This is a genomic window from Sphingomonas sp. VDB2 (assembly GCF_047946695.1).
In the GTDB taxonomy this organism is placed as follows: domain Bacteria; phylum Pseudomonadota; class Alphaproteobacteria; order Sphingomonadales; family Sphingomonadaceae; genus Sphingobium; species Sphingobium bisphenolicum.
Window position 1 is genome coordinate 1,472,300 of the sequence record NZ_CP159615.1, and the last position, 23,822, is coordinate 1,496,121.

The following is a 23,822-nucleotide window of genomic DNA, read 5'->3' on the forward strand; positions in this document are numbered from 1 at the left end:
GGTGGTTAGCTGCCATTCATAGTGTTGGCAGAAGATGCGCCGTCGAAGGGTAAGTTCTCTACGGTTCGATCAGATCGAATACGGAACTTCCCCCCACCATAGCCCGATCCCGATCCTCCGGTATCCACCTCGTAGATGACGCCGATAACCAACGGCTTCGCCTCGACCCCTTTCGTGTCACCACTAGAATAAACAAAAGGCTGCCCCACAAGCGGCTGACCATATCGGATAGGGAATTTGTTAAGGCATTGATCTACGGCATGGTCTTTCCACCAGAATACACCATTTTTGACGAGAGCCTCGTCATCATTTGGTCCCGGTTTCGCTTGTGCAGTTTCCCCGTTCGCGGTCTTCACATGTATGCTGCGGATGCAGTTGGCTTACTGCCGTGATTTGGGGTCAACGATGAAAGCGATTTGGCCATCGATGACTACGGCGCGCAAATCGTAGATGTACGAGCACCCTGAAAGCGCCAACATACCTGCAGCGATAATACCGTGTCGAAGTCCCATATGCCGAGGTATGAGCCGGAAACGGACGGTCAGCAAATGGTCGTTAGCAGACCTGCTGCGCAAAGGCCGGTCCTGCCAGCGCGCGGGCGTGGTCGCGGATGCCTGACGGCCAGTCCTGCGACAACGAGTTGAACAGTTGTGCGTCCTTCGCGAACAGCGCCCGGATCGCGGCTTCATAGCCGGGCCGGTCGCCCGCCATCGCGGTCATGAAATGATAGGCGGCGTCCATCGCCGCGCGGGGGCTGGGCTGTTCGGTATCGGCCTTGCGCGCCGCTTCGACCAGTCGGCGCACCGTTGCGGAGGCGCCGCCGGGCTGGGTCGCGAGCCAGTCCCAATGGCGGGGGAGCAAGGTGATTTCGCGGGATTGTACGCCCAGCTTCGGGCGGCCCCTGCCCCGTGGCGCGTCGACCGCGGGACCGCGCAGGTCGATATCGACCTGACGACCGGTGGCGTCGTCGAACAACAGCACGGCCTGCGCGGCGTCTCCCATGGCGCTTAGCGCCGCGCGTATTTCGCCTTCGTCGCCGGTGGCGATCCACAGTTCGCCTGCGAACGCCGTCAAAGTCCGTTCCATGCCGAATCTCCTTCGGCATGGCTATTATTACCCGGATTTAATTACGTCAATATTATCCGGGTAATTATTCGGCGCGGAGTTCCACCCAGGTCGGCGCATGGTCGCTGGCCTTTTCCCGGCCGCGAAATGCCTTGTCGATCTGCGCATCGACCAGGCGGTCGGCGGCGGCTGGGCTGAGCAGCAAATGGTCGATGCGGAAACCGGCGTCGCGCGGCCAGCTGTTCGCCTGATAGTCCCAGAAGGTCCACACGCCGCCGGCGGGATGGCGGCTGAGGATCGCGTCGGTCCAGCCGTCACCCAGCAGGCGGCGATAGGCCTCGCGGCTTTCGGGTTGCATCAACGCATCGTCCTGCATCGCCTTGACCGAAAAAGTGTCCACGTCGCGCGGGATGACATTATAGTCGCCCGCTAGGATCGCCGGAATTTCCTCGGCCCAGATTTCAGCAGCCCGGTCGCGCAGGCGCTTCATCCAGCGCAGCTTGTAATCGAATTTGGGGCCGGGCTGCGGATTGCCGTTAGGCAGGTAGATGGATGCGACGCGCACGCCCTTCACATCGGCTTCCAGATAGCGGCTATGCTCATCCTCCGGCTCGCCCGCGAGGCCGCGGCGCACCTCCACAGGGGTTTCGCCACGCGCGAGGATGGCGACGCCGTTGAACCCCTTTTGCCCGTGCCAGATCACGCCATAGCCAGCCGCCTCGATATCCTTGACCGGGAAGGTTTCGTCGCTGGTCTTGATTTCCTGGAGGCAGGCGATGTCGGGCTGGGTTTCGTCCAGCCATTCCAGCAGGCGCGGCAGCCGCGCCTTGATGCCATTGATGTTGAAGGTGGCGATGCGCATGGCTGGCAATCCGTTCAATCTATGCGTGCTCCTGCGCAGGCAGGAGCCCAGTTCCAAGGTTCGGTCTGGGCTCCTGCCTACGCAGGAGCACGCGGATTTTCAAACGGAAGGATTCAGACCGAGAAGCTGGTCCCGCAACCGCAGCCGGCGGTCGCGTTGGGATTGGTCACCTTGAAGGCGGCGCCGCCGAGGTCGGACACGAAATCGACCGCCGAACCGCGCACCAGATCCAGACTGACATCATCGACCACCAGGGTCACGCCATCGCGCTCGACCGACAGATCGTCCGCTTCCACGCCATCGGCCAAGCCGAAGCGATATTGGAAGCCGGAACAGCCGCCACCCTCCACGGCCAGCCGCAGGATCGCAGGCTTGCCCTGCTTGGCGGCGATCGCAGCGACACGCGCGGCAGCGGAAGGAGTGAGATCAATGTCGGCCATGCTGCCTAGATAGGGTCAAGCAAAAGGCCCGACAAGCCATAGGGTGCCGGGCCTTTGGCGAATTTCCGGGAAACCGGCCTTAGTCGGCGGCTTTTTCTTCCGCCTTGGTCGGGCCGCCCATGGCGAGTGGCGGCTTGGTGTTCATCGCGACCAGATAGTCGGGGCCGGCGACGAAGGGCAGCGGGTTGATCGCGGCGCCATCGACACGGACTTCATAATGGAGGTGGCTGCCGGTGGAACGGCCGGTCGAACCCATCAGGCCGATGATCTGGCCGCGCTTCACATAGCTATTTTCGGCGACCAGCAGCTTCGACATATGGCCGTAGCGCGTTTCCATGCCGCTGCCGTGCGAGATCTGGACGAGGTTGCCATAGCCGCTGGCCCAGCCGGCGCGGCTGATGATGCCGTCGGCGGTCGCGTGGATCGGGGTGCCGATCGGGCCGGGAATGTCGATGCCCTTGTGCATCCGGGCAGCGCGGTTGAACGGATCTGAACGGACGCCGAAGTTCGAGGTCAGGGTCAGCTTTTCGACCGGGCGGCCCGAGGGGATATAGGCCGCGGTCTTGGCATTGCCGTCCAGGCGCTGCAGGCTGGAGAAGAGGTTGGAGAAGCCGACGTCGGATGGCCCAAGCGGACTGGTGTTGATTTCCGACGCATCGCCATAGGGATCGTCGCTTTCGGTGGCGTGGACCGGGGCGGTCGCGCAGAGCGCGCCGACAATCCCGATGCTGGCTAAAATCGTCTTAACCTTGCTCGTCTGGAACAAACGCGACCCGCGAGCATTTACCGTGTGAAGAACCGACATGCAGACCCCGACTATGTCACCGGAGGCTTGATGCCCCTCGGCGCTTCCCGTGTTTAACTTATTGGCGACCTGGATCGCCCCCGCCGGATGCAGACTGCAAATCGCGGCTCATGTTGCAAGCGCGACGTAGAATTCTTCCGTCAGACCGGCCTGCCGACGCGCCGAGTCGTTGAACGGAGGCTTAACGCTGCCCCTAAAGTGGCGTTTCACAAGCATTTGGTAATGATTGGCGGCGTCTACGCCCAATCGGTTCGTCGCCGCGACGAACCATTTCGTCCCTGCCGCGACATGGCGAATTTCGTCGGCCATGATGCGTCGCAGCATACGGCCGGATGCTACGTCACCCACCGCCTCGAACCGTTCGATCGTGGCCGGCGTGATGTCCAGCGCCCGCGCCTCCAGCACCATCGGCACGATGGCGAGCCGGGCGAGCGCATCGCCCGCCGTTTCCTCCGCCGCCTGCCACAGGCCGTCATGGGCGGCGAGCGCGCCATAATGGCTGCCCATCTGGCGCAGCCGGCGTTCGAGCAAAGCGAAATGCATCGCCTCCTCCGCGCCGACCTGCATCCATTCATCGGTGAAGGCGGCGGGGAATTGCCCACCGAACCGGCCGATCAGGTCGAAGGCGAGATCGATCGCGACGGATTCGATATGGGCGATCGCATGGAGCATGGCGATCCGCGCCCGATCCGAGCCGATCTTGCCGCGTCGGGGCATCTGGCCGGGCGGCAGCAATATAGGCGTGGCGGGCCGCGCCGGACGATCCGGCAGGACGACGTCGAACCGATGCGCCAGCCGCCCCTGTCGCCAGGCCCGCGCGACCGCGCGCGCGGCCATCAGCTTGGCGCGCGGATCGGGGGTCAGAAGGACATGGGCGCAACCCGCGCCCACGCTGGTTACGGCTGCCGGCAGGGTCAAAGCGCCTGCACCGCCTCCAGCACCTCTGCGGCGTGGCCCTTGACCTTCACCTTGGGCCAGACCCGCAGGATCGCGCCTTCCGCACCGACCAGAAAGGTGGCGCGTTCGATCCCCATATATTTGCGACCATAGAGCGACTTTTCGACCCAGGTGCCGAACGCCTCGCACGCCGCACCCGATTCGTCGGAGGCGAGGATGACGCGCAGGCCATATTTGTCGGCGAATTTCTTGAGCTTGCCCGGCTTGTCCTTGGAAATGCCCACGATCGGCACGCCAGCAGCGGCGAAATCATCGGCCAGCGCGGTGAAATCCTTCGCCTCGTTGGTGCAGCCGGGCGTGTCCGCCTTGGGATAGAAATAGACGACCAGCGGTTTGCCCTGATAGGCGTCCAGCGTGAAATCCACGCCGTCGGCGTCGGTCAGCGTCACGGCGGGGACGGACATACCCTGTTCCAGCATCATGCTTTCTCCTGATAGGGCGCGGCAAGCGCGGCCCAGGCTTCGCCCACGCATTGCCGCGCCTTGGCGTAGCTTGCAAGCAGCCCGTCCCAATCGGCCGCGCCACAGGCCCGCGCGACCAGCGACCGGGTGGCCTCCGCCGGCTCGGTGGATTTGGGCGACACCAGCCGCGACACCACCAGATAGCGGGTGATGAGGTCATGCGCCGCGATCAACTCCTCGGGCAGGTGGCCGGCCGCGACCAGTTCGGCGAGCGCCTGGCCCAGATCGGGGTCGAAGGCCATGCCGTGGCGGAACTGGTTCACATGGATCAGGAATTCCAGGTCCACGAGGCCGCCCGGCACCAGCTTGACGTCCAGATCGCTGGCCGGCGGCTTATGCCGGGCGATGTCCGCGCGCATCTTCACCGCCTGGCGCGCGAGATCGTCGAAATCGCGCGGGCGCCGGAGCGTTTCTGCCAGGATCTCGTCAAGCGCGGCCCGCGCCTGCGGCGAACCGAACACCGGCCGGGCGCGGGTGAGCGCCAGATGCTCCCACGTCCAGGCTTCTTCCCGCTGATATTTGGCGAAACTGTCGAGGCTGACCGCCAACAATCCTTGCGCGCCGGACGGGCGCAGCCGCGTATCGACCTCGTAGAGCGGGCCAGACGCGGTATGGACCGACAGGGCGTTGGTGATGCGCTGGCCAAGGCGGTTGAAATATTGGGTCGCGCCCAGCGGTCGCGGCCCATCCGATTCGGTCGAGAAATCGCCGGTAAAAAGATAGACGAGGTCGAGGTCCGAGGCATGGGTCAGTACCTCGCCGCCCATGCGGCCCAACGCCAGGATAAGCATGTCGCCGCCCGGCACCTTGCCATGGGCGGTTTCGAATTCGGCCACGGTGGCGGCGGCCAGCGCCTCGATCGCGGCTTCGGCGACGCGGCCATAGCCCCTGCCCGCCTCCAGCGGATCGCCGCCACGAATGATCTGCGCACCCAGCGCGAAGCGTCGGTCGCCCACACGCTGGCGCACCCGGTCGAGCAATGCCTGATAATCCTCGCCCGGTTCCAATGCGCCCAGTTGCCGGGCCAGTTGCGGCACGGACGGCGGCGGATCGAAGGCGGAGGCGTCGATGAGGCCGTCGATCAGTTCGGCGCGGCGCCCCAGCGCGTCAGCCAGGGTCGGGGCGTGGCTCAATATCTCGGCCAGCAGTTCGACCAGCGCGGGACGTGCGGCGAGCAGCTTGAAGAAGTTGATCGCGCTCGGCAGCCGGCCGATCATGTCGTCGAGGCGATTGAGCGCGCGACTGGGGTCGGGCGCCTTGGCCAATGTGCGCATCAGGCCGGGCAGCAGCGCTTCGAGCGCCTCGCGCGAGGGCGCGCTGCGCAGCGCCCGGATCGTGCCGCCGCGCCAGCGCGTGATGCGGGCGAGCGGGGTTTCCGCGTCGGCAAAGCCGATCTCGACCAGTTGCGCCTTCAGCCGCTCCTCGTCCTGGGACAGCGCGGCATCATCCTTTTCGGGACTGAGCCGGTCATAGTTGCGGCCGACCCATTCGACATGCGGGCGCAACAGGTCGAGCAGCGCCGTCGCGTCGGGCAGGCCGTGCAGTCGCGCGACATTGTCGAGGCTGGCCGCCGCCTTGGGCAGTTCGTGGGTCTGGCGGTCCTCCACCATCTGGAGCCGATGCTCGATCGTGCGGAACAGGATATAGGCCTCGTCCAGCCGCGCGGCGACGTCGGTCTCGATCACATTCGCCGCGGCCAGCGCGGCCAGCGCCTCGCGGGTATTGCCCGATCGCAGCGACGGGTCGCGACCACCATGGATGAGCTGATGGACCTGGGCGAAGAATTCGACTTCGCGAATGCCGCCGCGTCCGCGCTTGAGGTCATAGCCCGGCCCGAACGCCTGCCCCTGCGCATAATGGTCGCGAATGCGGCGGCTGATGTCGACGATCGCGTCGATCGCGCCGAAATCCAGGCTGCGCCGCCAGACGAAGGGGCGGATCTGGCGCATGAAATAATCGCCGAGCGGGATATCGCCGGCGGCGGGGCGCGCGCGGATGAAGGCGGCCTGTTCCCAGCCCATCGCGGTCGATTCATAATAGCCGATCGCCGCCTCCACCGGCAGTGCGATCGGCGTCGCTTCGGGCGAAGGCCGCAGGCGCAGATCGACGCGGAAGACATAGCCGTCGCCGTCGCGGGCGGTGAGCAGCTCGCTCATCCGGCGGCCGATGCGGACAGCCGCGTCGGCGACATCCTCCCGCTCGCCATGCGGCAGGGTGGCGGGATCGTAGAGCAGGATCGGATCTATATCCGACGAATAGTTCAGCTCCCGGCTGCCATGCTTGCCCAGCGCGAGGACGACGAAGCCGCGATGGTCGGCGTCTGGATAGCGTTCCTGCATCGCGGCCGCGAGCGCTTCTTCCAGCGCCTGGTCGGCAAAGTCGGACAGGGTGCGGGTGACGCGATCCATGTCCCAGGCGCCCGCCAGGTCGGCGGCGGCCACCGCCAGCGCGATCGCCCCGCGACGGCGGCGGAGCGACCGGGCGACACCGTCTTCCGGGCTGCCCGCCGCCTGTGCCGCAGCGAGCGCGCCATCATGGTCGCCGGCCGCCAGCCGCTCGGTCACGGCCGGGAAACGGTCCAGCGCGCGCGCCAGAAAGGGCGAATGGCCCCTGATGCGGGCTTCGGTTTGCAGCCAGTCGGTCACATTGCTCTCCCTTATCTTCGGGCGCTATCGCTTGGGCTTGCGACGAATGCCAGAAACTTTTGGGTTACAAAGCCGTTCAGTCCTTATGGACATCCAGCACAAATCTTCAGGCCGATCGGCAGCGGGGCGCGAAAGCGGCAGCGGTCGAATCGTGACCGTCGATGTGCCGGAACCATATGAAGGCGTCGGCAATGCCCTGCGCGCGACCTATGCGCCCGGCCGTGACGGGGTGCCCGACGACATGATGGCGCTGCTGGCGAAGCTGGACCGGCACTGACCGGCCACGCCTTCGCCAAATGATAGCAGGGCTTTATTTACCCATTTTGGATAGAAGTCGGGGCTTGTCATTCCAGAAAAGTCGCACGTCCATGCTCTATCGCAATTTCGCCATCGCTACGCTGCTGGCCGCCCCCCTGATCGTGATGGCCACCCAAGCCCTTTTGCCCAAGCACGAACCCGCGCCGCAGGGCCAGTCCGCCATCATAGCCGACGTGCCGCCGCCGCCCGTGCCCGTACCGGTTGCGCCGGTCGTGACGCCCGGCGCGCCGACGGTCGATGCCGCCTCGTCCTTCGGCCAGCCCATGGCCGGGGCGGACCAGCCCGCGCTGGCCCCCGGCGCCGGTCTGCCCGACACGTCCGCGCCGCCGATCAGCGGTGGCATGGCCCCCGGCTTTTCGCCGCAGGATGCCCCCGCCGGATCGCCAAACGCGGAATAAGGGTCAGATTGCACCCTGGAACGTGTCGCACTGGGCAGGATCGCCGGTCGACAGCCCCTTGCGCAGCCATTCCATGCGCTGCGCGCTGGTGCCATGGGTGAAGCTTTCGGGCACCGGCCGCCGGCCGGCCGATTTCTGGAGCGTGTCGTCGCCGATCGCTTCGGCCGCACGCATCCCTTCCTCCAGGTCGCCCGCCTCCATCAAATTGGTGTCGCGCGCGGCCCATACGCCGGCATAGCAGTCGGCCTGCAATTCCATCTTCACCTGAAGCGCATTGCCTTCGGCCTCGGATGCGCGCTGCTGCGCCTTGCGGATCTTGTCCGCCTCGCCGGTGATGGTCTGGATATGATGGCCGACCTCATGCGCGATGATATAGCCGATCGGGAAATCGCCGGGCGCGTTGAAGCGGGTTTCCATCTCATTGAAGAAATCGGTGTCGAGATAGATGCGCTGGTCCGCCGGGCAGTAGAAAGGCCCCATGGCCGATTGCGCCGCGCCGCAGCCCGACTGGCCGTTCTGGCTGTAGAAGACCAAAGTCGGCGGGGGATATTGCTGCCCTTCCGCCTTGAAAATGTCGGTCCAGCGGCGTTCGGTCGATCCCAGCACCTTGAGCGAGGTGCGCTGGACATCGGTGAGCTGGCCGGCCGCGGGTCGCTCGGTCTGGACCTGCTGTCCTCCGCCGCCGCCGCCGATCAGGCTGAGCGGGTTGATCCCCATCACCACCATGATGATCAGCACCACGACGATCCCGCCGCAGCCGAAACGGCTGCCGATCAGCGGCAGCAACATGCCCAGTCCGCCACCCAATCCACCGCCGCCCAGGCCGCCGCCGCTACGGCCGTCCTGCACCTCGTAATGACTGCTTTCCTGTTCGTCGTCGAGCCGCATGGCGCCCTCCCTTTCTCTTGATCGTTGCCTACGCGATTCAATGCGTTCGGGGAACAGTCCGCCGACGCGAAGGTTGCGGCGGGCCGTGATTTGTTACGAGACATTAAGTTGGAATAGCGGCGTCAAAGACTATATTGCACTGCGACATGGCTGATACCGAACCCTTTGGCACCGAGGCGAAACCGCTTCGTCGCGCCCGCACACCCCTCCCCCTCCCCCGCGAAGTCGCGTTGCTGCTGCAGGGCGGCGGGGCATTGGGATCCTTTCAGTCCGGCGTCTATGAACGGCTGGACGAACTGGGTGTCGACGTCAGTTGGGTCGCGGGCATATCGATCGGCGCGATCAACGCGGCGATCATCGCGGGCAATCTGCCGCATCGGCGGCTCAGCCGGCTCAAGAAATTCTGGTACACCGTGTCGGGCGGGATGCCCAACATGATCCTGCCGGAAATCGACCATATTCGCGAAGCGATGCATCTGGGCGCGGCGAGCGTGGTCGCCGGATTCGGCGTGCCGGGCATGTTCCGTCCGCGCCTCTGGCCCGCCACCCTGATGCCCGAAGGCACGCCGGGTGCGATCAGCTTCTACGACAGCGCGCCATTGAAGGACACGCTGGACGCCTGCGTCGACTGGGATTTGCTCAACGACGGCCCCGTCCGCCTGTCGGTGGGCGCTGTCGACGTGGAAACGGGCAATTTCGCCTATTGGGACACGCGCGGCCCCGGCGGCAATACCCGGATCGACGCGCGCCACATCATGGCGTCGGGCGCCCTGCCCCCCGGCCTGCCCCCGATCGAGATTGACGGGCGCTGGTATTGGGACGGCGGCATTGTGTCCAATACCCCGCTGGCCCATGTCCTCAATCACCAGACCGAGGATATGCTGGTATTCCAGGTCGACCTCTTCCCCGCCGAAGGGCCGATGCCGCGGCAGATGACCGACGTCTATTCGCGCATGAAGGACATCCAGTATAGCAGCCGCACCCGGCAGGTGACGGATCAGTATCTGCGCCTGCGCCGCGAGCATGGCGCGATCAAGGCGCTGCTCGACAAGCTGCCGCCCGAATTGCAGGGCGAAACGGAAGCCCAGCGCCTGCGCGAGATGCTGGATGGCGGATCGGTCAACATCGTCCACCTCATCTACCGATCGCGCGCCTGGGAAAGCGGCGCAAAGGATTTCGAATTTTCCCGCGCGACCATGCTCGACCATTGGAGCCAGGGCCGCGACGCGGTGGAGGAAGTGATGCACAAGGGCGACCTGATCGCGCGCAATATCCTCGACGGCAAGAGCGCGACATTCGACCTCGACGAACCGGATCATCTCAAGGAGAAAAAGGCATGAGCAAGTCGGAGTCTGGAAAGTCCTTGGCGGGCAAGACCGCGCTGATCACCGGGTCCACATCCGGCATCGGCCTGGCCTATGCCAAGGCGCTGGCCGGCGAAGGCGCCAATGTCGTCATCAACGGGTTCGGCGACGCCGATGGAATCGAGAAGGAGCGCGTCGGGCTGGAGGCGCTGAGCGGCGCCAAGGCGCTCTATTCGGGCCACGACCTGACCAAGGTGGACCAGATCGAGGCGATGATGAAGGACGCCGCCGACACATTCGGCGGGGTCGACATCCTGATCAACAATGCCGGAATGCAGCATGTCGCACCGGTGGAGGATTTCCCGGTCGACAAGTGGAACCTCATCATCGCGCTGAACCTCAACAGCGCCTTCCACACCAGCCGGCTCGCCATCCCCTATATGAAATCGAAGAAATGGGGACGCATCATCCAGACCGCATCGGCCCATTCGCTGACCGCATCGCCGTTCAAAAGCGCCTATGTGACAGCGAAACACGGGCTGGCGGGCTTCACCAAGACGGTGGCGCTGGAAGTGGCGACCGACGGCATCACCGCCAATTGCATCTCGCCCGGCTATGTCTGGACGCCGCTGGTGGAAAACCAGATCCCCGATACGATGAAAGCGCGGAACATGACGCGCGAGCAAGTCATGAACGACGTGCTGCTGGCCGGCCAGCCGACCAAGCAGTTCGTGACGGTCGAGCAGGTCGCCGCCATGGCGCTGTTCCTGTGCAGCGATGCCGCGGCCAATATCACCGGTGCCAATATGAGCATCGATGGCGGCTGGACCGCACAATAGGATAGAAACGCCCATCGGCCGTTGACCGGCCGATGGGCGATTTTGTCATATCGAGGTCGGATTCAGCAGGCGCAGCACCGATTGCAGCCCGTCCTCGCTGGTTGTCGCCAGAGCGAGCGGGCGATCGGCCAGGCCGTCATGCTGGCTGTTGAGGAACAGGATCGCGTCGGATGCGCCCAGCGCATCGATCGCCATGCGGGTGATGCGGCCCTGCCGCTCGGCGGCGTCGGGGGCCAGGCGGACGGCGTTGCGCGGGGTGAAGCGCCGCCCGGACATGCTGCGGCCGCCATTGGGCGAAGGCTGGGCCGGATCTGCCGGCGTATCGATCGCCATGATCAGCTTTTCAACGTCACGATGCCAACCACGCCCGGCTTGGTCGAGGGGTTGGAAGCATTACCCTTGGGCGGCTTCTCCGCCTTCGGCTTGCGCACTTCGCGATTTGATTTCTTCTGGCTCTTGGCCATGGTCAGTCCTTCCTGAAGATCGGCAGATAAGAGCGATTTTTCATCATATGGAATCATCTGCCGCCTCGGAGCCGCAGGCCATGAGAGGCAAATCGCATAAATATTACAACGCGGCGCGCGCCGCCTCGTCTTCGGCGCGGAATTCGGCGACGATCGCCTCATCTTCGGACAGGACCGCGCGCGTGGCGCGGCGACGCTCGGCGCCCGCGGCCAGTTCCGCCTCGCGGCCCCAGGCATTGGCCGCCCGCTGCGCGATCTGGCGCGCATTGGGCAGGGTTTCGGACGATGCGCGCGCCTGGTGCAACGATTGCTGCGCAAGGCAGAATGCGGATGTCTGGGCCATGGGACAGGCTCCTTTTTTTCGAGCGAAAGAATGGAAACGGAGCAGCGGCAAGAGGCGCATGAAAATCAGCGCAGACGCGGCCGCGCCGCAACAGGTCGGACGATCATAAGGACGCATGACGCGCCGAATCGTTCCTTTCACTTGTGAAATGGTGTCGCGGCATGCCGATTTCAAGGACGCGCCCGACGACAGGAGAAACTCCCCCTTTAACAGTCGTAAAATCCCCTTATGCTCGCGTCCAGCAAGGGAGATTATCAACATGCGCCATGCGCTCACGGCCGTTCTGGCCGCAGCCAGCCTTTCGTCCATCGCCACCGCCCAGACCGTGCCGACCCCGCCGCCCGCTCCGCCCGCGCAGAGCGCCATCGCCGCGGCGGTGGCCAAGGACATGGACGGGCTGATGACGCTCTATCGCGACCTGCACGCCAATCCCGAACTGTCGTTGCAGGAAGTCAACACCGCGGCCAAGCTCGCCAAGCGCCTGAAGGCGCTCAAGTTCGACGTCACCGAAAAGGTCGGCGGCACCGGCGTCGTTGCGGTGATGAAAAACGGGTCCGGCCCGACGCTGCTGATCCGCGCCGACATGGACGGGCTGCCCGTGGTCGAGCAGACGGGGCTTGAGTTCGCGTCCAAGGTCCGCACCAAGACGCCCGAAGGGGTCGAGACCGGCGTCATGCACGCCTGTGGCCACGATACCCACATGACCGCCTTCATCGAGACGGCCAAGCTGCTCGCCGCCCGCAAGGATGCGTGGAAAGGCACACTGGTCATGATCCTGCAACCGGCCGAGGAAGTGGGCAAGGGCGCGCGAATGATGCTGGAGGACGGACTCTACACCCGCTTCCCCAAGCCGACCCACGCCATCGCCTTTCACGACGCGGCCAATATGGCGGCGGGCCAGATCGGCTATACGCCCGGCTATGCGCTGGCCAATGTCGACAGCGTCGATATCCTGGTGAAGGGATTGGGCGGTCATGGCGCCTATCCGCAGACGACCCGCGACCCGATCGTGCTGGCGTCGCGCATCGTCACTTCGCTCCAGACTCTGGTCAGCCGCGAACAAGACCCGCAAGACCCCGCCGTCGTGACCGTCGGCAGCTTCCAGGCCGGGGCCAAGCATAATATCATCCCCGACGAAGCGAAGCTGCTGCTGACCATCCGCAGCTATTCGGACGAGACGCGCGCCAAGCTGATCGAAGGGATCAAGCGGATCAGTCGCGGCGAGGCGATCGCGGCGGGCGTGCCGGAGGACCGGATGCCGGTGGTGAGCGTGAAGGACGAGTTCACCCCCTCCACCTTCAACCCGCCGGAATTCGCTGAACAGATGGCCGGCCTGCTCAAAGGCCATTTCCCCGACGGCCGTGTAGTCAAGACGAGCGCGGTGATGGGCGGCGAGGATTTCAGCCGCTTCTACCGCGCCGACAAGAGCATCAACAGCTTCATATTCTGGGTCGGCGGCGTCCCGGCCGACAAGCTGGCGGCGGCGCAGGCAGGGCAGACCAGCCTGCCCTCGCTGCACAGCCCCTTCTGGGCGCCGGAAGCCGACAAGGTGATCGCGACCGCCAGTGAAGCCATGACCGTGCTGGCGCTCGACATATTGAAGAAACAGTGAATTATGGAAAAACGATCGCGGAATGCATTTTCCGCGATCGTTTCGTTAAAGTCGTTTGCTAACGAAACTTACCAAGCACTATATTCGCGCGATGATTGCTTGCGAACTGGACGATCCGGACGGAATCATCTTCGTGCACGCGACGGGCGTGTGGACGATCGCAGATGTCGATCGCCATTATGGCCATCTCGGGCTGATCATCGCAGACCGGCGGCGCAACGGATTGCCGATCCGCATCCTGTCCGACGTGACCGAAGCGGAGCGACAGGCGCCCGATATCGAGGCACGCATCCTGTGGCATATGGATCGTACCTACCTGCCCACCGACCGGGTTGCGATCCTGGTCGCCAATGTCGCGGACAAGCTTTACGTCCGCGCGCGTCTGGGCGAGGCGATCGTCGCCGCCTTTTCGTCGCAACTGCCGGCGGAGATGTGGCTGATGTCCGACGACCTGCAGCCGCCGGGCATCGTCGCCGCCTGACGCGCAGTGTTCAGGCGCCGAAGCCGCCGTCGATCGTATGCATCGCGCCGGTGATGATGCCGGCTTCCGGTCCCGCCAGATAGGCCGCCAGGCCGGCAATCTCTTCCCCCGTGGCATGACGCTTGATCGCCATGAAGCCATGCATCAGGCTGGCCATCGGGCCATCGGCCGGATTCATGTCGGTATTGGTCGGGCCGGGCTGGATGACGTTGACGGTGATGCCGCGTGCGCCGAAATCGCGGGCGAGTCCGCGGGCCATGCCCTGCAGCGCCGATTTGGTCAGCGCATAGGCCGCCCCGCCCTCGAACGGCATCCGGTCGCCATTGACCGATCCGATCACGATGATGCGCCCGCCGTCGGGCATGCGCCGCGCCGCTTCGACTGCGGCGTGGTAAGGCGCGCGGACGTTGAGATCGATCATCCGGTCGATTGCGTCGGCATCCTGTTCCAGCGGATCGCCCAGGATGGCGGCGCCGGCATTGACCACCAATATGTCGAGCGGCCCCTGCGCTGCGACGACATCGATCACCGCCGTGCGATCGGCCGCGTCGGAGCGGATCGCGCTGGCCCCGGAGTCTGCGGCCAGCGCCTGCGCGGCGTCATGCGACCCGGCATAGGTGAAGGCCACCTGCGCACCGTCGGCCGCGAAACGCCGTACGATGGCGGCGCCGATGCCGCGGCTGCCGCCGAGAACGAGGGTCTTCTTCGAGGTGAAATCAGTCATGTCGGTCTTCCTTGTATTTTTGTAATGATCGCTATATAAATTGAAGATCGATCGGGTCAAGGAATTTTGTAGTGACTGTTAAAGAAAAATCGAAAGGCCGCGGCCGCCCCCGCGCCTTCGACCGGGAAGCCGCGCTGGATCAGGCGCAGGCGCTGTTCCACGCGCAGGGCTATGACGGGGTCGGCGTGGCCGCGCTGGCGCAGGCGATGGGCGTCAATCCGCCCAGCCTCTATGCCGCCTTCGGCAGCAAGGCCGCCTTGTTCGACGAGGTGCTGGGCCGTTACGCCCGCAACGGCCTGCCGATCGACATGTTGCTGGCGCCCGGCGCGCCACCCACCGCCGCACTCGGCGCACTGCTGCACGAAGCCGCACGCATCTATGCCGCCGACCCGCAGACGGCCGGCTGCATGGTGCTGGAGGGCGCGCGCGGCGCGGATGCCGAAGCGGCCTGCTGCGCCCGCAACTGGAAGGCGGCGAGCGCGCAGCGGGTGCGTGACTTCCTCACCCCGACCCATGCCGACAAGGCGGAAGTCGTGGCGGATTACATGGTGACGGTCATGTCCGGCCTGTCTGCAGATGCGCGCGCGGGAACGCCCGCTGATCGGCTGGTCGCGGTCGCGCACATGGCGGAACTGGCGATCGCCGCCGTGCTGGCCGAACGTTAATCGCCGGCGATATCGCTGGCGACCAGCGCGGTGTCCTTGCGATCGACCGACCAGAGGCGGCCGCGAACGACCGGATCCCAGTCGATCGCCTGCCCCGGCGACGCGATGCCGATGGTGCGCCGCCATTCCAGCACCGATCCGGCATCGGGCAGCGCCAGTTCGTACATTTCGGGCCGGTCGTGGCCGGTGACGTAGAGACGTCCGTCCGCGCTCCAGCTCGCGCCCGAGCAACTGAAAGGGGCGAAGCGGGCCAGCACCTGTTGAGGGAAGGTCCAGGCCGCCTCCTGCCGGAAGGCGTCGTCCATCTGCATCAGCAGCGTGTAGCGATAGTCGCGGTTCGGCTCGCCGCCCTTGCCGGCATAGTTGGCGTAGACCGCCCACCATTTGCCGGCATGGCGATCGAGCACGGTCAGCGATCCGGGACCGAAGCCCAGGCTGACCGTGCGCAGATGGCGCAGCGTGCGGGTGTCGAAAATCTCGACCGCGCTGGTCTGCGGCACGGCGGGATAGTTGGATGCGGCGCAGACCAGTTCGCGCCCCGCCACGGTGCAACTGTTCATATGGGGGAAGAGGCGGCGCTCCCCTTGCCAAGAGGCGACCCGCTGGCCGGTAGATATGCGATATTTGCCGATCCGGTCATTGTCGATCGCGTAGACATGCACCCCGTCCGACGCCACCCCCTGCCGTGCTTCGGGGGCAGGCAGACGATGCACGACGGGCGCGGGCGACGGGGACGGCGCATCGGCGTCCTGCGCCCTGCCCGCGGTTGCGGCCAGCAGGCCCGACATCGCCAGCATGATCGTCGCGTAGCGCATCGTTCATCTCCACCGGAAAAGCGTGCGGATAGGCGGGGAATGCTACAGAAAAATGGCGGCGCTACAAACGCAGCGCCGCAGTGAACATCAGTGCGCGCGCCTGATCGGCGGCCCGCACCGGCCCGGATTGCGGCTGGTCGGCGAGGCGCGTGACCGCCAGCTGGTCGGGATCGGCCAGATGCAGGCCCAGCCGCACGCCGAACAGATCGTCCGGCATATAGTCAATGCCGCCCTCGATCCGCAGTCGATGGCCCGGCTCCGCCCAGAAGGGCGCGCTGGTCCGAGCCGCAGACAGCGCGCCGCGCCACGGCCCGCGCCGCCATTCGCCCCGCACCGCCAGGCGCGTTTCGGTGCGGCGCTCGCCATGCTCCACATCCATCCGCGCAAGGTCGTAGCGCAGGCGCCATTGCAGCGTCGGGGACAGGCTGTGCACGGCCTCGATCGCCACGCCATGCGCCTGCGCCGACCCCATGGTCCGCGGCAGATAGCCATGGTCGACGAAGGACAGCCGGTTGCGCACCTGCCCGTCATAAGCGTCGATCGCGAGACGCAGGGCGGGGACTGCCGCCCAGCGCAGCCCGATCCGACTGAGGCTGTCGCGTTCGGGCCGCAATGCCGCCCGCAACGCCCGAAAGCCGGGCTGGTCCAGTCCCAGCGCGCCGATCGTGCCGCTGTCGGCATAGGCGCGGATGGTTTCGCGATAGTCGGCGCGCAGATCCAGTCTCGACGTCGCCGCCAGCGCCAGTCGGGCCGAGGGCAGGAAGCCGTCGCGCGCGCGCAGATCGTCGCGGGTGTAGGGCGACGTCGCATTGACCGCCCGGTTGCTGATCTTCACCGCTTGCCACCCCAGGGTCGCCGACAGACGATCGCCCCATGGCAGCATCTCGGACGGCAGGTCGAGCCGCGCATCCGCCAGCATCACGCTGCTGCGCGGCTGCATATCCGCGCCGGGCGACTGGGCGGCGCGCACCAGGGGCAGTCCGCCAAAACGCTGGCGCCGCCGTTGCAGGGCCAGCCGCAGGTCGGCCGGATCGGCAGGTGATGGGGCCAGTTCGATGGCGTAGATGCGGGCCTGCCGCTGCGGCGGCGCAAGCGGCGCGGGCTGGACCCGCAGGATGAGGCGGGGCTTGAGCGCGAAACGGGCATGGTCGGGCCAGAAAGTTTCGGCCGCCGCCGGAGTCGCAAGAGAGGCCAGCAGCAGCGCCAGCGACGGCGTACGGGTCCGCATCAGCGGCCTCCTGCGTCGGCGAAGCGCACGGCCTGCCCGGCGGCCGGCGCATAGCTGATCGCATAGCCGACATGATCGGACAGCCGCGCCTGCGCTTCCCCGCCGAAGGGGACATGCGCGCGGGCGACCGGCATCGGCGCGCCGTCGCCATCGCGGGCGAACAACCAATCCTTGCCCCGCGCCACCGCTTCGGACAGGTCGCGCCGCTGGGCGGGATCAACGACCGACGCACCGGCCAGCGCCCGTCGCCCGCCGCCCAACGCGGCCGCGACGAAGCCCAGACCGGCGCTGCGCCAGCGGCCGAAGAAAGCCTCGACCCGCCGGGGATCGCGCCCGATATTGAGATCGCCGCCCAGGATCACCATCCGGTCCCGCGGCACATGGGCGGCCACGAAGCCGCTCAATAATTGCGCCTGCCGGTCGAACGCGGCGAGCGACCGGGCGACCGGCACGCCCGCCGCCTTGCGCGCGTTGAGATGGGTGTTGACCACCGAGACCGGCGCGGCGACGCCCGGCACGCGCAGATGGGCGATCAAGGCACCCTTGTTGGCGAGGCAGTCGAAGCCCGCGCAGGCGAAGGCCGGATAGGCCAGCCGGTCGATCCCGATGATCGGATAGTCGGACAGGATCAGCAGACCGCTGCCCAGTTGCTTCGACAGGGTTTCGCCCCGGTCCCAGCGCGCACCGCGCAGAAAATCGGCGTCGGCGGCGGTGCGGGCGATCGGCGTACGGGCCAGCGCATCCGGCCCGGCCGCGACATGGGCATAGCCGGCGCGACGGGCGAACTGCGCCGGATCGGCGATGAAGGCTTCCTGCAACAGGACGACATGCGGCTGCCGCGCCTCCCCGCGCAGCACGGCCAGCCGGTCGGCGATGCGGCCCAACGCCTCGTCCCGACCGAAGGCCACCGGCCAAGGCAGGCCCATCACATTATAGGTCATGATCGACAGAGGCAGTGTTGCGCCCTGCGGTCGGGCGGATGCAGCATCGGGCGCGGCCGACGAACTGACGCTGGACGAACTGGCGGCAAGTAATGCCGTCAGGCTCGCAAAGAACAAGGCGCGCGCTGGCTTTGACATGATGAAGACCCCCGCCGCGCTCTAGCCGGGCCGTGGGTCATGGCCATGTCCGCACCATGGCGGTACGGTTAAAGTTGCAAGTCAGCGTTCGTCATCACCTTGACCCGCTTCTGTCATTATTGCGAAGGTCTATTGCGCCCCTATTGGGGGCGGTGCCCCTTGCGCCATTTGGTGAACAGGTGCCGCGCCAGCATCAGCGGCGGCATCCGCAGCCAGTGCGATCGCACGAAGAAGGCGAAGACCAGCAGCTTGCGGCTTTCGCGGCCCCAGCCGTCGCGCGCCAGCAAGCGCGCGCGCACCAGCCGGTCCCACAGGGTGAGGCGCGCGCCCGCCCCATAGATCGCCCCCGCCAGTCGCCGCGCCTGCCGGACATGGAGGGCAAGACCGTGGCGCGTCGCGCGCGCCTCCAGCGTTGCACGATCGGCATCGGGCAGAAGGCAATATATGTCCCACAGGTTGCGCAGACCGCCCTGCATGTCGCCGTCCGCGAACATATGCGCGACCGAATGGACGATGCGGTCCTCGATAGAGAGAATATATAATCCATCGGTTATATGAACCGCATCGGCAATCATCGCCGCCGCATCCGGCGTCTGGCGCGCAGTCAGCGGCAATATGGTGTGGTGCACGTCGATCATCCGGTCGCGCTCGACATGGATCATCGGCGGCAGTTCGTGCATCCACTGGCGATAATAGGCGTCGTCATACGGGTCTTCCTTGACCCATTCCCATCCCGCCGCAATCAGCGCGCGCTCCACGGCGGGCATGGCGTCGCGCGGCACCAATATGTCGAGATCGCCGATGAAACGCCCCTGCCCGGCGCGCAGGCCCGCCGCCACATAGGCCGCGCCCTTGAGCAGCACCAGCCTGACATCCAGGCCGCGCAACGCCTGCACCGCCCGGTCCGCCTCCCACAGCGCCTGCTGCGCCTCCCGCCCGCTGTCGCGCCGGGCGTCATCCAGGATCGGTCGTACCGCGTCCGGCAGGGCGATGCTCGCCAGTCGATAAGCGAGCGTCCCGATCAGCCGCTCCGCCCGCGCCGCCGCCAGCAGGCGGTTCCAGCCGTCCGCATTGAGCGCCCCGGCCGACGCCGGATCGCGCAGCGTGCGCACCAGCAGTGCCGCGCTCATGACAGTTGCTCCCATAGCTGATCGACCATGGCGATGGCATCGTCGCCGGAGGGGAAATCGATCGCCCGCGCCGGGACATTGGCGACGAAGCGGGTGAGCGCGGTGAAGGCCGGCGCGCCCAGCGCGACATAATTGGTCGATGCCTGGGTCAGTCGCATGAAGATTTCTCCCTGCCCCACCGGCCGCACCGCCGCGTCATGGCCGAAACGGGGGAACAGCAGCAAAGCGGGCATCCCCCCCTCGCCCATGCGCGCCAAGGCATCGATGCGCGGCACCATGTGGCGGATGTCGCCCTTCGCCGTTGCGGCCAGCAGCGGCCCCATGCGCGCTACGCCGACCGCCTGCGTCACGACGTCTATCGCCCGGTTCTTGAGGCTGACGAGTCGCGGGAAAGGCAGGATCGCGCCGCTATCCATGTCGAGCAGCGCGAACTCGTCGCCCATGAAGCGCCAGCCGCGCTCGCCCAGCAAGGCCGCCAGCGTCGATTTGCCCGACCCGGATTCGCCGGTCATCACCAGCACCCGCCCGTCCTTCTCCACGCTCGACGCATGAAGCAGCAGATGGCGTCGCCAGCCCAGCGCCATTTGCAGGTTCATCCCCATTTCGGCGGCGAGAAGCCCATGCGCCAGGCTCATCGGCGCGGCATCGGCCAGGCCATGGTCGCCGGTGATGAAGATGGACGGCCGCACCCAGCGCCGCGCCAGGCTGATGGGCTGGAGCCGGACGGTGAAGTCGGCGATCGCGCCGCGGACGTCGGGATAGGCGATATAGAGCCGGGCCAGTTCCGCGATCGGCTGCGGCCAGGCGGAGCCGATGCGGAAGGTCGCCGGGCCGATGCGCAGGGTGATGGCGTGCCTCATGCCGGGCGCACCAGGCCTAGCGCGACCAGCGCGTCGAGATGCGCACCGATCTCCGCCACGGCATCGTCCACTGGACCCAGATCATAGTCGCGCGCCAGCCGGTCGTGCATCGCCTGCGCGCTCACCGGCGCGCCGTCGGCCATGCGCGCCAATATCTCCGGCACCGGGCTGATGACCATATGGGTCTGGCCCGACCGATGATGGTAGAGCAGGACGAGATCGTCGAGGACGCAGGTCGCCACCGCGTCCGCCTCGTCCCGGCGATAGGCTGTCGCTCCGTCCAAATTCGGCATCCCATACTACTGTCCATGTCGCTGTAGCGCGAAAGACGTAGCCAAGTGCCTAACGCATCAGGACATCGCTGGCGACCGGACGGATTGCGGCGCAGGCGCGCCGGCCAGACCCTCGAACGCGCGCAGATAGCGGTCGAGCGCGCGCTGGACGCCATGGTCGCGCGTCGCCGCCGCCAGCAGCGCGGGCGACGCCGAATGCGCCAAAGCGCGTTCGATGGCCTGTGCAAAAGCGGCCGCATCGCCTACGCGCACCGCCGGATGCTGGCCGGCCTCCACCAGAAGCGAGCGGATATTGGGCGTGCTGTCAGTCGCCACCACGCCCGCGCCGCAGGCCAGCGCCTCGATCAGCGTGGCGCACAGCCCCTCCCAGCGCGACGGCTGGAGCAGCAGGTCAGTGCGGGCCATCAACGCCGCAAGGGCGTCGGGATCGCCGACATAACCGGCGAAATCGACGCGATCGGCAATGCCCAGCGCCGCGCATTGCTGCTCCAGACGCGCACGAAGCGGCCCCTGTCCGGCGATGGTCAGTCGCCAGTCGATATGGCACAGGCGCGCCAGCGCGGCGAGCGCCGTCGCCTGATCCTTTTGCCGAGTCAGTCGCCCGACCATCAGCAATCGCCAGGGATCGCCGGACCCGCGCGGCGTCCGGGCAGCGCGGGCCTGTTCCATCGCGCGCGTCACCGTCGGGCGGGGCAGCAGGCGAACGTCGCCGCTTTGCGCCAGCAGGGTGCGGTCATACTCGCCCATGACGATGGTGAGGTCGCTCAGGCGCGCGATACCGCGGAAACGCATCAGCCGGGCCCAGGCGCCGGGACCGCGCTGGCCGGGTCGCACGATGGGGTTTGAGATGCGGCCGACTGCCTTGGTGTCGGTCCCCAGCGCCGCCAGCGCCACCAGCATATTGCTCTGGTTGCCGGCCGAATAAAGAATGTCGGGCCGATAACGCCGCACCATCCCGGCCAGCGCCGGGAATTGCGCGATCATCGAGAGGCGGCGGATGCCACCGGGCGCAGGGACCCGGCGCACGGTCAGCGCGGAGTCGATCAGATGGGCCGCCGGGCCATCGGTCCGCGCCATCCATAATTCCACCGGCACGCCGCGCTGCAGGAGATGATTGGCGAGCAGTATGGCGACGCGATCAAGGCCACCGTCGCCGGGCTGGTAGAGATAGACCGCCACTGAAAATGCACGCCCTGTGGGGCGGCGGGTGTGAAACATGAAACGCCTCGCCGAACGTCGAACCATATCAGGTTCGACGCCGTCAACGCGGATAACCCGTATCCGTTCAAATCGTTACGGTTGCGACGATCGGTTCAGCGCGGCATCTGCAGTGAGGCGTAGCAGGTGAAACCGCTCGTCCCGCGCTGCAAGCGGCGGATATAGTTGAGATAGGCCTGGTTCTGTTCATAGCCGGTGCCGGGCAGCGGCCGGCCGCGCAACGCCTGCTTGACCTGCTCACCGGTGAAGCTGCGACCGGTGCCGGGATAGGCGCCTGGCGTGCCGGCCGGGACCAGTTGGCCGTTGGGGGCGATGAAATTGCCCGCCCGGCCTTGGTCCGGCACCGGGATGGTGCAGTTGAGCACCGACGCGGCGGTGTTGGCCAGCGCAGGGCGGATCGACACGATCGCCGATGCCGCCGCCGCGCCGCCCATCAACAACTGCCGACGCGACGGGACGGCCAGCGAAGGCGCGTCATCGCCGGTTTCGGGGCTATCCTGTCCGGGCTTCGGGTCGCTCATATCGTCCTGATCCGCTCGTCACGCTTGCCAAAGCGTAAAGATTGCACGCTATTGGGATAAGCCATCGCAGCAATTGCGCGACAAATCCAGCGCGGTAACCATGAATCGACTGACAATTTCGCAGATTACCGCCTCCCTCGCCATGCTGTTGCTTGGCACCGGGGGCGCTTTATTGCTGGGCGCATCGCCCATCGCCATCGCCCTGCCGATATTGGGCGGCCTGCTCGTCCTGCTGATCTGCGCCGAGGGCGTATCGACGCGGCAGCCTGCGCCCGCTCCGCTGGATGCGCCCGACCTGTTAGGTCATCCCGATTTCGCCAGCCTGCTGGAAGGGATTTCCGATCCGCTGATGCTGGTCGAGCGCAGCCGCATCGTCCGTGCCAACCGGGCCGCGCAACGCCTGCTGGGCACGCATATCGAGGGCGAGGATGCGCGCATCGCGATCCGCCACCCGGCCGCCGCCGAACGGCTGGCGAGCACCGCCCCGCTCGCCGAACCTGTGATGGTCGAACTGGTCGGCCTGGGCAGCCGCGACCAGCGCTGGCAGATGCGGATCGCGCCGGTGGGGCAGGTCGCCGACATGCGGCGGCTGGTCCATCTGGTCGATCATAGCGGCACCCATGCCGCCGAGCGAATGCGCGTCGATTTCGTCGCCAATGCCAGCCATGAACTGCGCACGCCGCTGGCCGGCATATTGGGCTTCATCGAGACGCTGGCCGATCCCGAACTGGGCAAGGATACCGAAACCCGCCAGCGCTTCCTGAAAATCATGGACGGCGAAGCGCGTCGGATGCAGCGGTTGATCGACGATCTCATCTCCTTGAGCCGGATAGAGGCGGAGAAATATCGCGCACCAGACACGCTGGTCGATCTGTCCGAACTGGCCGCCGAGGTTGTCGGCGTCTTCCGCTCCAGCCATGGCGACCGCGGTCGCGAGGTCGAGATGGAGATCGCGCCGCAATTGCCCAGCGTCCAGGGCGACCGGGCGCAGCTCTCGCAGTTGCTCCACAATCTGATCGGCAATTCGATCAAATATGGCCGCCCCGGCACGCCGATTCGCGTCACGCTGAACGAAGGGCCGAGCAGCATGACACGGCTGACGGTCGCCGATGAAGGGGAAGGGATCGGCCCCGATCACCTGCCCCGCCTGACCGAGCGATTCTACCGCGTCGATTCGGGGCGCAGCCGGGCGATGGGCGGCACGGGGCTGGGCCTCGCCATCGTCAAGCATATCGTCGAGCGGCATCGCGGGCGCTTCGACATCGCCAGCACATTGGGCAAAGGCACCACCATCACCGTGCTGCTGCCCCCGCCGATGGAAGAGGCGCCAAATAAAAGCGACGAGAAAAGGCGTCCCTCGGCGCTTTCAGGAACGATGTCATGAAAATGAAACCTGACTGTCACAAA

Annotated in this window: 29 protein-coding genes; 8 read left to right on the top strand and 21 right to left on the bottom strand. The window is 66.3% G+C overall.

Translation table 11 applies throughout. The features are described 5' to 3' along the window. Positions 1–5 precede the first annotated feature (5 nt). The 8 genes from ABT375_RS07230 to ABT375_RS07265 all read right to left on the bottom strand — a co-directional run bounded on the left by ABT375_RS07230 (position 6) and on the right by ABT375_RS07265 (position 7,235). On the bottom strand, positions 6–356 hold the full coding sequence (locus ABT375_RS07230) for a hypothetical protein (RefSeq protein WP_416464605.1): 351 nt from the start codon (positions 354–356) through the stop codon (positions 6–8). A 199-nt stretch (positions 357–555) separates the two neighbouring features. Beyond that, on the bottom strand, positions 556–1,086 hold the full coding sequence (locus tag ABT375_RS07235) for a DUF2239 family protein (protein WP_416464606.1): 531 nt from the start codon (positions 1,084–1,086) through the stop codon (positions 556–558). A gap of 64 nt (positions 1,087–1,150) precedes the next feature. Then, entirely contained in the window at positions 1,151–1,927 is a 777-nt protein-coding gene (gene xth, locus ABT375_RS07240; RefSeq protein WP_416464607.1) for an exodeoxyribonuclease III, read from the bottom strand. Positions 1,928–2,040: 113 nt separating this feature from the next. Further along, entirely contained in the window at positions 2,041–2,367 is a 327-nt protein-coding gene (gene erpA / locus ABT375_RS07245; protein ID WP_224547663.1) for an iron-sulfur cluster insertion protein ErpA, read from the bottom strand. 79 nt (positions 2,368–2,446) lie between these two features. Continuing rightward, positions 2,447–3,172, bottom strand: coding sequence for a M23 family metallopeptidase (locus ABT375_RS07250; protein WP_224547664.1), 726 nt, complete (start codon positions 3,170–3,172; stop codon positions 2,447–2,449). Between the two features lie 108 nt (positions 3,173–3,280). Beyond that, complete coding sequence (locus ABT375_RS07255) at positions 3,281–4,090, bottom strand: ferritin-like domain-containing protein (protein WP_416464608.1); 810 nt, start codon at positions 4,088–4,090, stop codon at positions 3,281–3,283. Next, positions 4,087–4,548, bottom strand: a complete 462-nt coding sequence (bcp, locus tag ABT375_RS07260) for a thioredoxin-dependent thiol peroxidase (RefSeq protein WP_224547776.1) — start codon at positions 4,546–4,548, stop codon at positions 4,087–4,089. The genes ABT375_RS07255 and bcp overlap by 4 nt, the downstream gene beginning before the upstream one ends. Continuing rightward, complete coding sequence (locus ABT375_RS07265; RefSeq protein ID WP_416464609.1) at positions 4,548–7,235, bottom strand: bifunctional [glutamine synthetase] adenylyltransferase/[glutamine synthetase]-adenylyl-L-tyrosine phosphorylase; 2,688 nt, start codon at positions 7,233–7,235, stop codon at positions 4,548–4,550. The genes bcp and ABT375_RS07265 overlap by 1 nt, the downstream gene beginning before the upstream one ends. 151 nt (positions 7,236–7,386) lie before the next feature. Here ABT375_RS07265 and ABT375_RS07270 point away from each other — a divergent pair, with 151 nt between their 5' ends. Together ABT375_RS07270 and ABT375_RS07275 are read left to right on the top strand one after the other, a co-directional pair. Beyond that, positions 7,387–7,512, top strand: coding sequence for a hypothetical protein (locus tag ABT375_RS07270; protein ID WP_261936505.1), 126 nt, complete (start codon positions 7,387–7,389; stop codon positions 7,510–7,512). A gap of 64 nt (positions 7,513–7,576) precedes the next feature. Beyond that, the gene (locus ABT375_RS07275; protein ID WP_224547668.1) at positions 7,577–7,951 is read left to right on the top strand and encodes a hypothetical protein; all 375 of its coding nucleotides are present in this window, start codon (positions 7,577–7,579) and stop codon (positions 7,949–7,951) included. Between the two features lie 3 nt (positions 7,952–7,954). Here ABT375_RS07275 and ABT375_RS07280 read toward each other — a convergent pair whose 3' ends face one another. Then, the gene (locus ABT375_RS07280) at positions 7,955–8,839 is read right to left on the bottom strand and encodes a neutral zinc metallopeptidase (protein WP_261936504.1); all 885 of its coding nucleotides are present in this window, start codon (positions 8,837–8,839) and stop codon (positions 7,955–7,957) included. Between the two features lie 146 nt (positions 8,840–8,985). Here ABT375_RS07280 and ABT375_RS07285 point away from each other — a divergent pair, with 146 nt between their 5' ends. Both ABT375_RS07285 and ABT375_RS07290 read left to right on the top strand, forming a co-directional pair. Next, positions 8,986–10,179, top strand: a complete 1,194-nt coding sequence (locus tag ABT375_RS07285; protein WP_224547671.1) for a DUF3734 domain-containing protein — start codon at positions 8,986–8,988, stop codon at positions 10,177–10,179. Next, a complete protein-coding gene (locus ABT375_RS07290) occupies positions 10,176–10,982 on the top strand; it encodes a 3-hydroxybutyrate dehydrogenase (RefSeq protein WP_224547672.1) in 807 nt (268 codons plus the stop codon). Before ABT375_RS07285 ends, ABT375_RS07290 begins: the two co-directional genes overlap by 4 nt. A gap of 45 nt (positions 10,983–11,027) precedes the next feature. Here the strand turns inward: ABT375_RS07290 and ABT375_RS07295 are convergent, their stop codons facing one another. The 3 genes from ABT375_RS07295 to ABT375_RS07305 all read right to left on the bottom strand — a co-directional run bounded on the left by ABT375_RS07295 (position 11,028) and on the right by ABT375_RS07305 (position 11,789). Next, the gene (locus ABT375_RS07295; protein ID WP_224547673.1) at positions 11,028–11,315 is read right to left on the bottom strand and encodes a hypothetical protein; all 288 of its coding nucleotides are present in this window, start codon (positions 11,313–11,315) and stop codon (positions 11,028–11,030) included. 2 nt (positions 11,316–11,317) lie between these two features. Then, positions 11,318–11,446, bottom strand: a complete 129-nt coding sequence (locus tag ABT375_RS07300; protein WP_261936501.1) for a hypothetical protein — start codon at positions 11,444–11,446, stop codon at positions 11,318–11,320. A 103-nt stretch (positions 11,447–11,549) separates the two neighbouring features. Next, a complete protein-coding gene (locus ABT375_RS07305) occupies positions 11,550–11,789 on the bottom strand; it encodes a hypothetical protein (RefSeq protein WP_224547674.1) in 240 nt (79 codons plus the stop codon). A 259-nt stretch (positions 11,790–12,048) separates the two neighbouring features. On the opposite strand from ABT375_RS07305, the gene ABT375_RS07310 reads away from it, so the two are divergent. Next, on the top strand, positions 12,049–13,401 hold the full coding sequence (locus ABT375_RS07310) for an amidohydrolase (RefSeq protein ID WP_416464610.1): 1,353 nt from the start codon (positions 12,049–12,051) through the stop codon (positions 13,399–13,401). Between the two features lie 91 nt (positions 13,402–13,492). Beyond that, positions 13,493–13,882 (top strand): hypothetical protein, encoded by a 390-nt coding sequence (locus ABT375_RS07315; RefSeq protein ID WP_224547676.1) that lies wholly within the window; start codon positions 13,493–13,495, stop codon positions 13,880–13,882. 10 nt (positions 13,883–13,892) lie between these two features. On the opposite strand, the gene bdcA is transcribed toward ABT375_RS07315, so the two are convergent. After that, complete coding sequence (gene bdcA / locus ABT375_RS07320; RefSeq protein WP_261936498.1) at positions 13,893–14,606, bottom strand: SDR family oxidoreductase; 714 nt, start codon at positions 14,604–14,606, stop codon at positions 13,893–13,895. 71 nt (positions 14,607–14,677) lie between these two features. Between bdcA and ABT375_RS07325 the strand changes: the two genes are divergently transcribed. Next, a complete protein-coding gene (locus ABT375_RS07325; RefSeq protein WP_416464611.1) occupies positions 14,678–15,271 on the top strand; it encodes a TetR/AcrR family transcriptional regulator in 594 nt (197 codons plus the stop codon). Here the strand turns inward: ABT375_RS07325 and ABT375_RS07330 are convergent. The 8 genes from ABT375_RS07330 to ABT375_RS07365 all read right to left on the bottom strand — a co-directional run bounded on the left by ABT375_RS07330 (position 15,268) and on the right by ABT375_RS07365 (position 22,415). Then, on the bottom strand, positions 15,268–16,086 hold the full coding sequence (locus ABT375_RS07330; protein ID WP_416464612.1) for a YncE family protein: 819 nt from the start codon (positions 16,084–16,086) through the stop codon (positions 15,268–15,270). The genes ABT375_RS07325 and ABT375_RS07330 overlap by 4 nt on opposite strands. Positions 16,087–16,147: 61 nt before the next feature. Further along, positions 16,148–17,314 carry a TonB-dependent receptor gene (locus ABT375_RS07335; RefSeq protein WP_416464613.1) on the bottom strand — a complete coding sequence of 389 codons (1,167 nt, stop codon included), beginning with the start codon at positions 17,312–17,314 and terminating at the stop codon, positions 16,148–16,150. Further along, entirely contained in the window at positions 17,314–18,393 is a 1,080-nt protein-coding gene (locus ABT375_RS07340) for an endonuclease/exonuclease/phosphatase family protein (RefSeq protein WP_416464614.1), read from the bottom strand. The genes ABT375_RS07335 and ABT375_RS07340 overlap by 1 nt, the downstream gene beginning before the upstream one ends. Before the next feature lie 140 nt (positions 18,394–18,533). Next, complete coding sequence (locus ABT375_RS07345) at positions 18,534–19,523, bottom strand: nucleotidyltransferase family protein (protein WP_416464615.1); 990 nt, start codon at positions 19,521–19,523, stop codon at positions 18,534–18,536. After that, complete coding sequence (locus tag ABT375_RS07350; protein ID WP_416464616.1) at positions 19,520–20,383, bottom strand: HprK-related kinase A; 864 nt, start codon at positions 20,381–20,383, stop codon at positions 19,520–19,522. The genes ABT375_RS07345 and ABT375_RS07350 overlap by 4 nt, the downstream gene beginning before the upstream one ends. After that, entirely contained in the window at positions 20,380–20,667 is a 288-nt protein-coding gene (locus ABT375_RS07355) for an HPr-rel-A system PqqD family peptide chaperone (RefSeq protein ID WP_416464617.1), read from the bottom strand. The genes ABT375_RS07350 and ABT375_RS07355 overlap by 4 nt, the downstream gene beginning before the upstream one ends. A 66-nt stretch (positions 20,668–20,733) precedes the next feature. Continuing rightward, positions 20,734–21,894 (bottom strand): glycosyltransferase, encoded by a 1,161-nt coding sequence (locus tag ABT375_RS07360; RefSeq protein WP_416464618.1) that lies wholly within the window; start codon positions 21,892–21,894, stop codon positions 20,734–20,736. Positions 21,895–21,989: 95 nt separating this feature from the next. Beyond that, complete coding sequence (locus tag ABT375_RS07365) at positions 21,990–22,415, bottom strand: hypothetical protein (protein ID WP_224547688.1); 426 nt, start codon at positions 22,413–22,415, stop codon at positions 21,990–21,992. A 100-nt stretch (positions 22,416–22,515) separates the two neighbouring features. On the opposite strand from ABT375_RS07365, the gene ABT375_RS07370 reads away from it, so the two are divergent. Continuing rightward, positions 22,516–23,799: an ATP-binding protein gene (locus tag ABT375_RS07370; protein ID WP_224547689.1), complete on the top strand. Its 1,284-nt coding sequence runs from the start codon at positions 22,516–22,518 to the stop codon at positions 23,797–23,799. Positions 23,800–23,822: the final 23 nt, after the last annotated feature.

Excerpts from the sequence above, each read along its gene's own strand:
- ABT375_RS07235 (WP_416464606.1), bottom strand. The coding sequence starts at position 1,086 with ATGGAACGGACTTTGACGGCGTTCGCAGGCGAACTGTGGATCGCCACC.
- xth (WP_416464607.1), bottom strand. The coding sequence starts at position 1,927 with ATGCGCATCGCCACCTTCAACATCAATGGCATCAAGGCGCGGCTGCCG.
- erpA (WP_224547663.1), bottom strand. The coding sequence starts at position 2,367 with ATGGCCGACATTGATCTCACTCCTTCCGCTGCCGCGCGTGTCGCTGCG.
- ABT375_RS07250 (WP_224547664.1), bottom strand. The coding sequence starts at position 3,172 with ATGTCGGTTCTTCACACGGTAAATGCTCGCGGGTCGCGTTTGTTCCAG.
- bcp (WP_224547776.1), bottom strand. The coding sequence starts at position 4,548 with ATGCTGGAACAGGGTATGTCCGTCCCCGCCGTGACGCTGACCGACGCC.
- ABT375_RS07280 (WP_261936504.1), bottom strand. The coding sequence starts at position 8,839 with ATGCGGCTCGACGACGAACAGGAAAGCAGTCATTACGAGGTGCAGGAC.
- ABT375_RS07285 (WP_224547671.1), top strand. The coding sequence starts at position 8,986 with ATGGCTGATACCGAACCCTTTGGCACCGAGGCGAAACCGCTTCGTCGC.
- ABT375_RS07290 (WP_224547672.1), top strand. The coding sequence starts at position 10,176 with ATGAGCAAGTCGGAGTCTGGAAAGTCCTTGGCGGGCAAGACCGCGCTG.
- ABT375_RS07295 (WP_224547673.1), bottom strand. The coding sequence starts at position 11,315 with ATGGCGATCGATACGCCGGCAGATCCGGCCCAGCCTTCGCCCAATGGC.
- ABT375_RS07300 (WP_261936501.1), bottom strand. The coding sequence starts at position 11,446 with ATGGCCAAGAGCCAGAAGAAATCAAATCGCGAAGTGCGCAAGCCGAAG.
- ABT375_RS07305 (WP_224547674.1), bottom strand. The coding sequence starts at position 11,789 with ATGGCCCAGACATCCGCATTCTGCCTTGCGCAGCAATCGTTGCACCAG.
- ABT375_RS07310 (WP_416464610.1), top strand. The coding sequence starts at position 12,049 with ATGCGCCATGCGCTCACGGCCGTTCTGGCCGCAGCCAGCCTTTCGTCC.
- ABT375_RS07315 (WP_224547676.1), top strand. The coding sequence starts at position 13,493 with ATGATTGCTTGCGAACTGGACGATCCGGACGGAATCATCTTCGTGCAC.
- bdcA (WP_261936498.1), bottom strand. The coding sequence starts at position 14,606 with ATGACTGATTTCACCTCGAAGAAGACCCTCGTTCTCGGCGGCAGCCGC.
- ABT375_RS07330 (WP_416464612.1), bottom strand. The coding sequence starts at position 16,086 with ATGCGCTACGCGACGATCATGCTGGCGATGTCGGGCCTGCTGGCCGCA.
- ABT375_RS07335 (WP_416464613.1), bottom strand. The coding sequence starts at position 17,314 with ATGCGGACCCGTACGCCGTCGCTGGCGCTGCTGCTGGCCTCTCTTGCG.
- ABT375_RS07340 (WP_416464614.1), bottom strand. The coding sequence starts at position 18,393 with ATGTCAAAGCCAGCGCGCGCCTTGTTCTTTGCGAGCCTGACGGCATTA.
- ABT375_RS07345 (WP_416464615.1), bottom strand. The coding sequence starts at position 19,523 with ATGAGCGCGGCACTGCTGGTGCGCACGCTGCGCGATCCGGCGTCGGCC.
- ABT375_RS07350 (WP_416464616.1), bottom strand. The coding sequence starts at position 20,383 with ATGAGGCACGCCATCACCCTGCGCATCGGCCCGGCGACCTTCCGCATC.
- ABT375_RS07360 (WP_416464618.1), bottom strand. The coding sequence starts at position 21,894 with ATGTTTCACACCCGCCGCCCCACAGGGCGTGCATTTTCAGTGGCGGTC.
- ABT375_RS07365 (WP_224547688.1), bottom strand. The coding sequence starts at position 22,415 with ATGAGCGACCCGAAGCCCGGACAGGATAGCCCCGAAACCGGCGATGAC.
- ABT375_RS07370 (WP_224547689.1), top strand. The coding sequence starts at position 22,516 with ATGAATCGACTGACAATTTCGCAGATTACCGCCTCCCTCGCCATGCTG.